At 46.9% G+C, this 12,775-nt stretch carries 10 protein-coding genes and 1 tRNA gene; 5 read left to right on the forward strand and 6 right to left on the reverse strand.

Features of this window, described 5'->3' with window-relative positions:
- On the forward strand, positions 1 to 1,728 hold a 1,728-nt coding region (locus Q0340_RS02540; RefSeq protein WP_298082035.1), incomplete at its 5' end, for an autotransporter outer membrane beta-barrel domain-containing protein.
- A 110-nt stretch (positions 1,729 to 1,838) separates the two neighbouring features.
- Positions 1,839 to 1,988, forward strand: coding sequence for a hypothetical protein (locus tag Q0340_RS02545; RefSeq protein WP_156187200.1), 150 nt, complete (start codon positions 1,839 to 1,841; stop codon positions 1,986 to 1,988).
- A 376-nt stretch (positions 1,989 to 2,364) separates the two neighbouring features.
- On the opposite strand, the gene Q0340_RS02550 is transcribed toward Q0340_RS02545, so the two are convergent.
- Entirely contained in the window at positions 2,365 to 2,955 is a 591-nt protein-coding gene (locus Q0340_RS02550) for a hypothetical protein (protein WP_298082036.1), read from the reverse strand.
- Between the two features lie 584 nt (positions 2,956 to 3,539).
- Between Q0340_RS02550 and Q0340_RS02555 the strand changes: the two genes are divergently transcribed.
- Positions 3,540 to 3,614: transfer RNA gene (locus Q0340_RS02555), tRNA-Glu, on the forward strand.
- 180 nt (positions 3,615 to 3,794) lie between these two features.
- Here the strand turns inward: Q0340_RS02555 and Q0340_RS02560 are convergent.
- Complete coding sequence (locus Q0340_RS02560) at positions 3,795 to 4,220, reverse strand: hypothetical protein (protein ID WP_298082037.1); 426 nt, start codon at positions 4,218 to 4,220, stop codon at positions 3,795 to 3,797.
- Between the two features lie 38 nt (positions 4,221 to 4,258).
- Positions 4,259 to 5,248, reverse strand: a complete 990-nt coding sequence (gene bioB, locus Q0340_RS02565; RefSeq protein ID WP_298082038.1) for a biotin synthase BioB — start codon at positions 5,246 to 5,248, stop codon at positions 4,259 to 4,261.
- 335 nt (positions 5,249 to 5,583) lie between these two features.
- Between bioB and mnmG the strand changes: the two genes are divergently transcribed.
- Entirely contained in the window at positions 5,584 to 7,476 is a 1,893-nt protein-coding gene (gene mnmG / locus Q0340_RS02570) for a tRNA uridine-5-carboxymethylaminomethyl(34) synthesis enzyme MnmG (protein ID WP_298082039.1), read from the forward strand.
- Between the two features lie 563 nt (positions 7,477 to 8,039).
- Here mnmG and Q0340_RS02575 read toward each other — a convergent pair.
- Genes Q0340_RS02575 through Q0340_RS02585 form a run of 3 tightly spaced genes read right to left on the reverse strand, consistent with a single transcriptional unit; the run spans position 8,040 to position 11,768 of the window.
- Positions 8,040 to 8,624, reverse strand: a complete 585-nt coding sequence (locus tag Q0340_RS02575; RefSeq protein WP_298082040.1) for a cytochrome c3 family protein — start codon at positions 8,622 to 8,624, stop codon at positions 8,040 to 8,042.
- Positions 8,564 to 10,321 (reverse strand): FAD-dependent oxidoreductase, encoded by a 1,758-nt coding sequence (locus Q0340_RS02580; protein ID WP_298082041.1) that lies wholly within the window; start codon positions 10,319 to 10,321, stop codon positions 8,564 to 8,566. The genes Q0340_RS02575 and Q0340_RS02580 overlap by 61 nt, the downstream gene beginning before the upstream one ends.
- A 22-nt stretch (positions 10,322 to 10,343) precedes the next feature.
- Positions 10,344 to 11,768 carry a metalloid reductase RarA gene (locus Q0340_RS02585; RefSeq protein ID WP_298082042.1) on the reverse strand — a complete coding sequence of 475 codons (1,425 nt, stop codon included), beginning with the start codon at positions 11,766 to 11,768 and terminating at the stop codon, positions 10,344 to 10,346.
- 149 nt (positions 11,769 to 11,917) lie between these two features.
- Here Q0340_RS02585 and Q0340_RS02590 point away from each other — a divergent pair, with 149 nt between their 5' ends.
- The gene (locus Q0340_RS02590; protein ID WP_363317245.1) at positions 11,918 to 12,589 is read left to right on the forward strand and encodes a response regulator transcription factor; all 672 of its coding nucleotides are present in this window, start codon (positions 11,918 to 11,920) and stop codon (positions 12,587 to 12,589) included.
- Positions 12,590 to 12,775 lie beyond the last annotated feature (186 nt).

Raw genomic sequence — 12,775 nt, forward strand, 5'->3', positions numbered from 1 at the left:
ACGAAAAATGTCTTAAATTTAAACGGCACTATGATTTATCACGGTCTTTCGGTTGTAGATATCAATGGGGGTGCGGCGAATGAAAATACGCTTAATATCAACGGTACCAAAGGCGAACGTTTAACGACTACCTTTACCGCTGCGTATCTCGGCAATAGCGGTACCGCCGATGGTAACGTTTTAAATATCAACGGCGGCACGATCGGCGATTCGTTGAGCGCTATGCGGGCCGCATTTGCATGGGGAAATAGTAAGCTTACGAACAACGTCGTAAATCTCAAAGATGCGGACGATCTTCGCGGTAGGATAGACGTTGCGAATATAATGTGGGCGCACGACGGTGCGGAAGCGAGAGATAACGTGCTTAACGTATATGTCCGCGATAAAGATTGGAGCCGATTGGATCTCTGCGTCGCATTCGGTCGGGAAAACCAAAAATTAAGCGGCAACACTTTCAACGTCTACGGCAAAAACGATACGTTTAAATCGATCGCGGGCTTTGAAAAACTCAATTTCTATCTAGCCGCGGATACCGCAAACGACGAGACGATTTTAAATTTAGTAAGCGGCGAGCTAACCGATATAAGCAAAGCGACTATCGGCGTGGGTATAGCAAACGGAGCGGATAAGCTCAAATCGGGCGATCGCGTAAATCTCATAAAAACCGCAAGCGGGATAAAATTCGGCGATATGGCTAACCGCTCCGAACAGTTAGTTCAAAGCGGGCTTTCGACTGCCTATACATTCGCCTTGCGTAGCGCTAACGACGATAAAGACCTGATCGCCGACGTAACCAAAATCACGATAAATCCCGATCCGCAGCCTCTGCCGAATTCTGATCGAATCGGAGCGAAGCTAATGGCGCAAAATAAAAATACGCTGGAAACCGGCGCCGCGGTGCTAGGCGCGATAAATCAAAGCGACGATATCCTTTCGGGAATAACGGATACCGCAGACGGAACGTTTGCGTATGCGGGAGGTTTTAATATGCGCTACAATTCCGGCTCCTATGTAGAAAACAAAGGTATCTCCGTGCTCGCAGGAGCGATGGGCCGTATTGGGGACGGCGCGAGCCTGGGAGGATACGTAGAAACGGGCGGCGGTAAATATGAGAGCTTCAATGATTTCGCCGTCAAAGGCAGCGGCGATCTCAAATACGCGGGGGCGGGCATTGTGAGCGAATTCGACTTGGCGGAAAATTTCTATGCCAAATCGGGAGCCAAAATCGGTCGCATCAAATCGGACTACGAGGCTTCTCTGGCCTCGGGAAGGGCCGAATACGACGTAACGAGAACCTACTACGGGGCAAATTTAGCCCTCGGCAAGATTTTCGAGCTGAGCGCTAATCTCAATGCGGACGTTTATGTCAAGGGCTTTTATACGCATATCGATTCTAAGAAAACGGAGGTCTTGGGCGAGGGCATCAAGCTGGAGGGTATCGATTCTGTAAGAAGCAGGGCAGGCGCTCGATTTAATTTCGACGTAAGCGATAACGTGGAGCTTTTCGCGGGAGCCGCTTTCGAGCGAGAATTTAAAGGCAAGATCGGCGGCTATAATAGTACCTACGCTATGGATATTGATGCCGCGAGCGTCAAGGGCAATACCGCTATCGGTGAGATCGGCGCGAAGTATTCGAGCGGCAAGCTGGATACTTCCTTGAAACTAGAGGGTTTAAGCGGCAAGAAAGAAGGGATCAACGCGGGATTGCGCTTCGTTTATAAATTTTAAGCGGCTAAAGTATGCTCTAGCCTGCGTCGGTGCAATCAAAGGGCGGGATTGAAATTGAAATCGGAGCTTTTAAATTTAGGTATAAAATCAAATTTTTTAGCTGCATACTATTGAAAAAGATTGGGCTTGCCGAGCGCATCGTCTCGGGAGCGCAAACGACGGATAAAATTTCGTTTGGATACGAGCCGATATGCCTGCAAAAGGCGTATGCATTGAATTTGAAACGCCCGCTTTCATTATGCGCGATGAAGATATTTTAAACTCAAGGCATCGTAACGTCGCGATGTAAATCTCAATAGTCGCGTCGTAGCAAAGTTTGCAAACCTTTCGCGGCGCATTTTTCGCTACAATTTACAAAACGGCGTCAAAAAAAAGCGAGCGTCTTTGGCGCAGACGCTTGCTAGGTCCCTGCTACGCCGCGTTTGCAAACGCCGTCGCCGATACGCTCGGGCTGAGCGGCGCGCAACGAGGATTTAAAATTCCAAACTCCGCCTTTGCAAGATGAAATTCCGCGCTTATTTCGTCGCACCGTAAATTTTAAAATGTGCGAAATTGTACCGCTTAGGCGATCGAAAAACAATCGCAATGCGGCGATTCAAATTTAAACCTCTCGCGTAAAATCGTCGCCCTGCGCGCCTAATGCCACAGATCCTGCGAGCTCGCGGAGCTTTTCATACTAGGCCAGGCAAGGAGCAGCACCGCAGGCGCCAAGGGCTCGAATAACAAATTCGCTAGCGCCATGTATTTTACGACGCTTGGGGTGATGAGGGGCGGCGCGAGTACTTGCAGCATGCCGTAGATGATGTCTGCGCCGATATCTGCGATTAGTAGTGCGGCATATACGGCAAAAAGCTTGCATCCGGTAGCGGCGCGCAACTTAAAATTTATAATTATCCAAGCGACCGTAACCGCAAATATCAAATACGGCACGTATATTTGTAGCCTATTACAATCACATCTTCTGAGTATATAAATGGCTGAAAAATATAGTAGCGCCGCAAGCGCAATGCTGTAAGCGTATTTGAAGATTATAAAAACCTGCGGGCCCGTGATATTTTGGATGTTTTTAAGCGCGTGGTAAATGAATGTGAAAGCAAAAATCCACACTAAGATTTGAGAATCCAGGTACGCGATCTCGCCTTTTATAAAATACGCCGCGCTGCCGACCAGTAGGCAGAGCGCGCCGAGCGTGCCTTGCAGCTTCGCTCTTTGAAAAGCTTTATTCATTTTATCCCTTTAAATTTTTAATGTGCGGTTCGCTGCTTGCACTGCGCAGATGAACGGCGGGCGCTGCTTTGATTATCACCGCGCGGGCTTTAAATTTAGCCGCTGCGAATTTTAATTTTACGCCGCCGCGCATACTTCGTACTTTACGTCGCTGTGAATGATTTAAGCCCAGCATGCCGCCGAATATCTCATCCTTGGGCTACTACCGCGAATTTTATTTGGTGCCGCCGTTTACTTTGGCGCCGCCGCTCGCGTAATACATTTTTGAAATGGGATTTTACGCAAATTCTGTTTAAAATGGATTTAACTTTTTAAATTTAAAATAGCGGCGTAGAATTTGCGCGGTATCTGAAATTTAAGCGCAGCGCAAAAGTGAATGGCGAAAATTTGTGTATTGTTTCGCTTTTTTAAAATTTCACTCCATATTATATTTTATCGTGCTAGAGTTAAAATAAAGCCGCTGGCGCCTGAACTGGCATTTTGCAGGAGTTATGAAATTTTATTTTGCATTATTTTTTGCAGAAAATATATAATTTAATCCAAAATTTATATACACTTCGCTATTATCTCATTTTTAATTTCGCGGCCCACTCGTCTAGTGGTTAGGACGCTGGCCTCTCACGCCGGTAACAGGAGTTCAAATCTCCTGTGGGTCACCATTTCATCACTTAAAATCAATTAAAATTTTCTAGCATTCGGCTGCCTGCCCTTGAAATTAAGACCTCATTTGATTTTGTAGTATGTTGATTAAAATTTCATCATATTTTTTTATCTAGGCTAATTGCTCTAGAATTAAAGTCGCGCGAATTAAAATTTAGATCAAATTGTAAAATTCACGGCTAAATCCCGCCACTACTTATATTTTCCAGATTACGCAGCCTATTCCAGTTCTGCTCGTTTTGTAAATTTCGCATATTTTGTCGCTGCTGCATCTGCTCCAGTTGCTGCTGCGATTGCTGTTGCATCAGGCTTTGCTGCGTGGCGATATACTGCTGCTGCGCTCTTTGCTGTGCTTGCGCGCTGTCCGCTCTGAATGAATTAAGCGTATCTTGCGACGCTGCTTGCTCTTGCGCCTTTCGCGCGACTTCGGCGTCAATTTTTTGCCGCTTCGCGCAGCGGTTTGGCTGCTCCTTATTTAGCGAGCTTGCGATGTCGCATCTGTTCGCGCCTGTTGCAAACAAAGCCTCCTTGCCGTCCTGCGAGAGCGTCGAGCAACCGCAAAGCAACACGACTAAAATCAAGGCAGAGAAAAATTTTAACTTCATAGCGCCTCTTAAATTTTATCTTTAATTCCCGACTGCCGCTAGTCCGCGCCCTTTGCGAGGTCGAATCCGCACTGCGCCACAAGCGCCTTGTCGCTTGCGATGCTATCGCCGGTGGTGGTTAAGAAATTGCCCGTAAGCGCTGAGTTGATGCCGCATCCAAGCGCCGTGCGCACATGCTCGCCCAAATTTCGCCTGCCGCCTGCGAAGCGCAGATACGCGCGCGGCAAGATGAAGCGGTAGATCGCGATCGATTTTAAAATTTCATCGTGCGCTAGCGGCGCGGCGTTTTGCAACGGAGTGCCCTTGATCGGGGTCAGGATATTGATCGGCACGGAGCTAACGCCCAGCTCTCGCAGCTGCAGCGCCATATCGATGCGATCCTCCATGCCCTCGCCCAGCCCGAAAATCCCGCCGCTACATACGTCAAGCCCTACGGCGCGGCAATTCTCGATAGTTTGGATGCGGTCGTCGTAGCTGTGCGTCGTGCAGATCTGCGGATAAAATTTTCGCGAAGTCTCGAGATTGTGATGATAGGTCTGCACGCCGCTTGCTTTAAGCAGCGCCAGCGCGGGCTTTGAAGCGATTCCCAGCGAGGCGCACAGATGCAGCCGCGTTTCGCTTCGCAGCCGCTCGTAGATCGCGCAGTATGCTCTCAGATCGGAGCTTTTTTGAGAAATTCCGCGCCCGCTGGCGACGAGCGAGAAACGGTGCGTCTGTTCGGCTTCGTTCGCCAGCGCGGCGCTTAGCACCTGCTGCTCGCCCAAAATTCCGTAAATCTCGCAGCCCGTGTTAAAATGCGCCGACTGCGCGCAGTATTTGCAGTCCTCGCTACAGCGCCCCGATTTTACGTTTATGATCGTGCAGAGATTAAATTTATCGCCGCAAAACTCGCGTCTGATCTCATCCGCAGCCGCAAAAAGCGCGCCCAAATCCTCGCATCGCGCCAGATTTAGCGCCTCCTCCTTCGCAATCTCGCAGCCGCCTATCACGCGATCTTTCAGCTCGGAAATATAAAATTTGTCTATCAATACTTAGCCTTTTTGAAAAAAATGCGTAATTATACAATGCGAAATTTAAAGCAAAGCTCGCACGCGAAATTTGGCGCAGGAATTTTACGCTAAAAATTTACGCGGAATTTTACGCCCTTCGCGTGCCGATTTTGCACCGCGATTTTTACGGACGGCTCGTCCGCATTCTGCTTATGCGACGGAGCAAATTAAACTCGCTTCAAAGTTGCGGCGCGGTAAAATTTTACGCGTATGAAAAATACATAGCGAGCCGCTACCCATGGTATCCGCGCGCGATTTATCGTTTTGAAATTTTATTTTGGCTAAAATTGCGGCTTTAAATTTAAAGGCAAAAAATGAAATACGACGTTATCGTTGTGGGCGGCGGGCACGCGGGTATCGAGGCAAGCTTAGCCGCCGCAAAAATGGGCGCAAAGACGCTGCTAATTACGATCTTAGCCGAGCAGATCGGCGCTGCGAGCTGTAACCCCGCAATCGGCGGCCTTGCAAAGGGGCATCTGGTAAAGGAGATCGACGCGCTGGGCGGTCAGATGGGGCTTGCAGCGGATGCGTGCGGGCTGCAGTTTAGAATTTTAAACGAGAGCAAAGGCCCCGCCGTGCGAGGCTCGCGTGCTCAGATAGATATGGACGAATACCGCATCTACATGCGAAATTTGCTGCTAAACACGCAGGGGCTGGACATAAGCCAGGAGATCGCGAGCGAAATTTTAACCTGCGAGCAAGGCGGCGCTCCGCGCATTTGCGGCGTTAAAACCCATCTTGGCAACGTTTATGAAACAAAGCATCTGATAATCACCGCCGGCACCTTTTTAAACGGGCTAATTCACGTGGGCGAGAACAAGCTGCAAGCGGGACGCGTGGGCGAGCTGGCGAGCGTCGAGCTAGCCGAATCGCTGCGAAGTCTAGGGTTGCAAATGGGGCGGCTAAAGACCGGTACCTGCCCAAGGATCGATGCTAAGACGATCGATTTTAGCGTGCTTGAGCGCCAAGACGGCGACGCGGATCCGCGCCCTTTCAGCTTTCGCAGCAAAAATTTTGCGCCGAAGCAGCTTGCTTGCTTCATCGCTTATACGAACGAGCGCACGCACGAAATCATCCGCGAAAATTTCGCCCGCGCGCCGATGTTTACGGGGCAAATTTCAAGCACCGGTCCGCGCTACTGCCCGAGCATCGAGACTAAAATTTATGAGTTTCCAAATCGCGACCGCCACCACGTCTTCGTCGAGCCGCAGACGCGCGAGGCTACGGAGTATTACGTAAACGGGCTTTCTACGAGCCTTCCTTACGACGTGCAGATTGCGTTTCTGCGCACGATCAGAGGCTTTGAAAATGCTAAAATCGTCCGCCCGGGCTATGCGATCGAGTATGATTTTATCGATCCTACCGAGCTTAAACACAGCCTCGAGACCAAAAAGATCCGCGGGCTGTTTTTGGCAGGCCAGATCAACGGCACCACCGGCTACGAAGAGGCCGCGGCGCAGGGGCTGATGGCGGGCATCAACGCCGTGCTTGATTTGCGCGGGCGGCAGCCTTTGATTTTGCGTAGGGATGAGGCGTATATCGGCGTTTTGATCGATGATCTCGTCACCAAGGGCACGAACGAGCCTTACCGAATGTTTACTTCGCGCGCGGAATTTCGCCTGCTGCTGCGCGAGGGCAACGCCGTGCTACGCCTGAGCGAATACGGCCGCGAGATCGGGCTTTTAGACGAGGCGAGCTACGAGCGGGCGAGCAAATTTAAGCTCGATGTGCAGAGCGGAATGGAATTTTTGCTAAAAACGCAGATTACCCCTTCGAAACAGACGCTTAGCCTGCTGCAAAGTATCGGCGCGGAGCCCATTTCACAAAGCTGTAGCTTGCAAAAAATCGTAGCCAAAAGCGGCTTTTCAAAGGCGGGACTGCTCGCTTTAGCGCCGCATTTTGAGGGCTTTAGCGATGAGGTTTTGGATGAAATTTTAACGCAGTGCAAGTATCATTTCTACATCGCGATGCAGCGCGCCGAGGTCGAGAGGATGAAGGGGCTGCTTGGCGTCGCGATCCCGCCGCAGATCGATTTTAGCAAGATCGGAGGGCTTAGCAACGAGATCGTGCAGAAGCTAAATCGCTTTGCGCCGCCGACGCTGTTTGCCGCGAGCGAGATCAGCGGCGTAACGCCCGCCGCGATCGATATTTTGCATATCTACATCAAACAAAATTTTGGCGATAAGCTTGGGATAAAGCGAGAATAGAATGCTAAAGTATAAAAGGCTTAATAAAGTAATTTTAAAATTTATAGTGAAAAATCTGGACGATATTTTAAAATATGTTTCAGTTTGAACTAAAACTATGTTTTGATAATTACGCCAATAGTAAATTTAGATTCATTGTCAAGAATTGCTCAAAAAATACTTTTTTTACATACGGTATGTCGCCGAAATTCTTTTTTATTCACTTCCTGGTTCAAAATTATTTCTCGAACAGCATAAATTAAAGAACGCGGCCGACAACAACATTCAAGAATTAGGTTTTAGTATTGACACCTCAGGAATAAACAACATATTCATATTAAAAGACGTTATACGAGAAGAAGAAATACCTACTATTTTTGAAGAAATAGTCGAACGGATATATAGACGGCATTAAATATCTAAATTGTTTTAAATTTGAGCTACTAAACTACAGATATAAAAGAGAGATCCATTGCTTTTTGCTAAAATTGATAAGAGAAAATCCGCTTAACTTATCTTGAGCTATTTATATTTACAGAGGAGATAAATCCGCCCCGAGTGAGGCGGATTTGTCAAGTAGGAGATTATTTTTCGCTAGGCGGATACATCTTCCAGCTGCTATCTACTTTCCAGTCTATCGGGTGGCAAGACATGCAAGTATTTAGCTTTTGTGGATGATGCACTGCGTGACATGATTGGCACTGAAGCATTTCATTGTCTCTATTATGGACACCATTATGTGGGTTAGACAAACCATAGTTTGCGGTCTTTTTTCTGATCTCATCTACCTTATGACAGCTTGTGCATTGCTCGTTTGTAAATCCTCTTTGTTTTGTTGGCATCTCAAAATCGCCCATCGCATACATCCTGACCTCGTTTAGTTGCTCTGCTATGGTTGGGACGTGGCAGTCGTGGCATGTTACATTTGCGTCGTTATGCTTTTTAGCTAACAAATTTCCTTTTGTATAGGAGTCGTACTCTGGCTGCATGTTGTGACACAAGATACAAAATTCAGCCTTGTGGCTAGCTGCTTGTACCTGGTGAAACGCTATAAAACCTATGACGGCAGCTATTATTAGCCCTATTATCGTATATTTTTTTCTATTGCTCATGCTTGTACTCCTTTTGCGTTTGCCGCAGCCTGATAGCCTGCTAAGCGTCCGTAGCATAGGCATGTTCCGTGGCTAGTGCCGGCTAAAACTACCGGATAGTCACCCAAAAAGCGTCCGCCCATGACGTTACCGCAGGCATAAAGTCCAGAAATTTCGTTATAGTCGGTATCTAGCACGTTTGCGGTACTTGGCTCAACGGTAAAGCCACCCATTACGACCAGGCTCGCACCTACTCCCATTTTGCCGGCATAAAACGGCGCGTGACGTACTGGAAACATCCTCTTTGCGGTCTTACCAAAGTCATCATCGTAACCTTTGTCGCATAGCTCGTTGTAGCGTTTTATAGTTGCTAAAAACTGCGTTTGTGCCTTTTGATTATTAGGGTATAGCATACCGGCAAGTTCTTCTATGCTGTTTGCTTTAAATACATCAGGCATCTCTTCAATATCTTTTACCGATATATACGATGTTTTGCCTATCGCCCACTGGCAGTCAGGTGGAAGCTTTGGATTATCTTCTACACAGTGGTTTACACTGCCGTGTGATACGCCCATGAGGCCGACTTGCTCTGGAAATTTAGAGTCAAATACCTGCCAGCCAAAGCCTCCTGGTTGGCGAGAGAGCGGCTGAGTGACTTGCTGACCGCTTAGATCTTCATTTGTAAAGCGCTCTCCCTTTGCATTTGTTAGTAAAAACGCATCAACGCCAAGCGGTCCGCCAAGCGTGTGAGCGACTGGTGCGTGCGGTCCGTCTTCTAGCTTTGCGCCTATCCATGAGCCAAGCTTATGCCCGTCTCCCGTGTTTGTCGGATTGTTTTTGTAGTCTCTGTTTGGAAACGGACAGAAGAAATTTGCCACCCACGGCACAAATGTCTTTACCATCTCAGGGTCGTTCATATAATCGCCCGTAGCAAGTATCACCGACTTAGCATTTATCTTGATATATGAGCCATCAGCCATATTTTGTGCGATTGCTCCTTGCATTTTGCCAGTTGTTTTGTCGCGAAGTAGCTTTTTCGCACGAGTTTTGAAGATATATTTTGCGCCTTGCTTTATAGATTTTTCATAAACTAGCTCCATCATCGGCTCTTGGCTAGGCAAAAATGTCATAACGGTTGGATAGCTTGGGCTATTTTCTTTGCTTGGATCGTATCCTGCCGGGAGCGGATAGTGCATGAGCATCAAATTTATCTTACTTCTATCAAGCTGCGTATCGGTCTCTTTCATAAAATGTACCGCAGGAGCAAGCTCTATCATCCAGTCAAAGTCCTCGCCGCTGTGATCTGCCCAGTAGTTCCATACGCGCTGATCGGCACGGTATCCCATCTGTTTTAAATGCTCATTTATAGCTGCATTCTTGTCATATTTGATACCAAGCTCTCTTTGAAATTTATTGCCTAGAGTGCCGTACTGACCGCTTCTAACTTGAAAGCGACCGGCTTTTTCTAGGACGATAACTCTAGCGCCTTTTTCAGTTGCGGCACGTGCAGCGTGGAGTCCCGAAACGCCGGCACCTATGATAAGTACATCGGTTTCAAGCGTCTCTTTGATATCTTTGTCTGAAATTTGCGGCTCAGCGCCCAGCCATTTTGGCACTTCAGGTGCTTTTGTGGTCTCCTTTTCTGGGTGGATGAGGTGGTTATTTGGGTTATCACAGCCTGTTAGCAGCGCTGATCCTGCTGCAACTGAGCCAAGTGTGAGTGCGCCACTACGTTTTAAAAACGAGCGGCGTGATAGTTCATTTTTTTCTACCATTTTATACTCCTTGTTTCAAGTTTTATTTTAATATGTCAAAGTCATAAGACGCTCTTAGCCAAAGCTCTTCATCCGTCGTTTTGCCGTCAGAGCCACCGTTTGTATATTTTAGCTTTCTATCCATAGTTTCGTAGATAGCAGATAGCTTTAAGCCTTTTACTGCAGGAACTTTATAGCTAACTTGCACGTCCCAACCCTCTACATCTATCCTAGTTCCTGGCGCTTGACCATGAAGGCCGCCTGAGCGAACGTTGCTGCCGTTATGCTGCTTGCCATACCAGTAGTCAGCGTCCACTCTAAGACCGTCGACGCCTACGTTGCTAAAGTCGTAGCCTGTGCTAAATTTATGTAAATTCATACCAGCAAAATTCATAAATAAAAACGGACCGTAGATCGGAGTAGCCGTAAATGAGCCAACGTCGTTACCTATACCTTGAAGCGCCATTTGGTTTTTGCTAACGGTTGAATATGCATATCTAAGATCAAAGCCGTAAGCGTTATAAAGCCCTATCATGCCTGCGTAGTAGTTGCCGTTAAAGTCGAAATTCTCTTTTAAAGTACCGTTTGTTCTTGAGCCTTTATACATAAAGTCTATGCCAACGATCGCGTTTTCAAAAAGCGTAGGCGTTTTGTAGCCAGCAGCTGCGAAGTAGAAATTTATATCGCCTTTTGAGTTGGCTGCATCGTCATATTCAAGACCAGATACGTTTGCGTAACCCGCCGTGAGTGAGACGCCGGGAAGGCCGCTATATGTCACAAATGAGTTAAAGATATTGTCAAATTTATAGCCGTAAGGCCCAAAGCCGCCGATAACAACTCTGTCTTTAAATCTTGGCGCACCATGATCGCCGCCCGTTACGGCGCTTGATCTACCGGCAAATTTCCAAAAGTCAGCTAGGCCGATAACGGTATCTATGCTATCAAGCTTTATCCTAGCGCTCACGCCCTCAAACGCCTCTTTGTAGCCCACATCCGTGTTTGTAGCCACAAGCGGCGGCACTAGGCCTGTGTATTTTGAGTTGTAGTACTGGCGACCTAGTTTAAAGTCGATATAGTCATTTTCATATCCTAAGTAGGCCTCTGAAAGTGCTACACCTTCGCTATTCCAGTCATAGGCAAAATACTCTTTTGCAGCCTTTGACGGACCGAAATTTACTAAGCCCTGAGCCGTAAGACCAAGCTTAAAGCCATAGTAAGAGCCAGTTAAAAACCTAAGCTCAGCACCTAAACCGCCGATATGCTCACGAATTCTATTTGTTCTGCTGGCTGGCGGGAAGTACTCGGTCGAGTCCATATCGTAGTATGAAAATACTGTCGCACCCATAGTGCTTGTTTGTAAAGCCTCCGCCAAGCTCTCACTCGCACTTGTACAGGTCGCCATAGCCATAAGCGCAGCCAAACTAAGAGCAAATTTACTCTTGCCGATCGTCAAAAAACATGTTTTCACTATAACCTCCTTTAAATTTTTACACCATCATCTTTGGATTTATGAGCGAAATTATAACATGTAGGCCTATCAAAAACGGTAAGATTTTGGTAACATTAACTAAAAAATATTTTTTAGTTTTAAATTTTAAATTTGATATAATAGCTACTATGATAGAAATTTTGCTTATAGAAGACGATCTTGAACTGGCCGAGCTTTTAAAATTTGCATTGGCAAAAAGCGAGATTGGCGTAACCATAGTCACAAATCCGGTTGAAGGACTTAAAATTCTAGACGCAAAAAATGCTTTTGACGCATTGGTGCTTGATCTTGGCTTGCCCGACATGGACGGCCTTGAAGTGTGCAAGCACGTAAGACACAGCTATCCATCGTTACCTATCATCATATCGTCGGCCCGCAGCGAAACGCTAGATAAGATAAAGGGCTTTGAGCTTGGGGCGGATGACTATATGGCAAAGCCGTACGAACCCATAGAGCTTGCATTTAGGCTAAGAGCGATACTCCGTCGAGGGATACAAACTAACAACGACTCCAAAACCTTTTGCGTCGATAAACAAAGGCGTATCGTCATAAAAAACAAAGAGGAGATAGCGCTAACGAAAGCGGAATTTGACATCTTTATCTACCTTTATGAAAAAGAGGGGATGGTTATACCAAGAGAGGATATTTTGATAAATTTGGGTCAGGCGAAATTTCAAAGCGGACTAAAAAGCATCGATGTTGCCATAGGGCGCTTGCGTCAAAAAATAGGAGACGATCCTAAAAATCCGCGATTCATTCACCCCGTGCGCGGTATAGGGTATAAATTTATCAATGCGTAATATATCCATAATCAAACTAATATCTTTTTTCTTTTTTGCCGCGTTAGTTATAGTAAATTTAGCATTTTTCATCGAATCAAAAAGGCAAATAAGAGATGCGGAGTATTTTACCTACCAGCGCTTTATGCTAGGCATGCGCATACGCGGACAAGAAGACGGCAATATAACCAAGCAGTTAGCACAAAT

Source organism: uncultured Campylobacter sp. (assembly GCF_938045595.1).
Classification (GTDB): Bacteria; Campylobacterota; Campylobacteria; order Campylobacterales; family Campylobacteraceae; genus Campylobacter_B.

What these genes read in the sequence shown, in the direction of transcription:
- Q0340_RS02550 (WP_298082036.1), bottom strand. Translation starts at nt 2,955, where the DNA reads ATGAATAAAGCTTTTCAAAGAGCGAAGCTGCAAGGCACGCTCGGCGCG.
- Q0340_RS02560 (WP_298082037.1), bottom strand. Translation starts at nt 4,220, where the DNA reads ATGAAGTTAAAATTTTTCTCTGCCTTGATTTTAGTCGTGTTGCTTTGC.
- mnmG (WP_298082039.1), top strand. Translation starts at nt 5,584, where the DNA reads ATGAAATACGACGTTATCGTTGTGGGCGGCGGGCACGCGGGTATCGAG.
- Q0340_RS02575 (WP_298082040.1), bottom strand. Translation starts at nt 8,624, where the DNA reads ATGCTACGGACGCTTAGCAGGCTATCAGGCTGCGGCAAACGCAAAAGG.
- Q0340_RS02580 (WP_298082041.1), bottom strand. Translation starts at nt 10,321, where the DNA reads ATGGTAGAAAAAAATGAACTATCACGCCGCTCGTTTTTAAAACGTAGT.
- Q0340_RS02590 (WP_363317245.1), top strand. Translation starts at nt 11,918, where the DNA reads ATGATAGAAATTTTGCTTATAGAAGACGATCTTGAACTGGCCGAGCTT.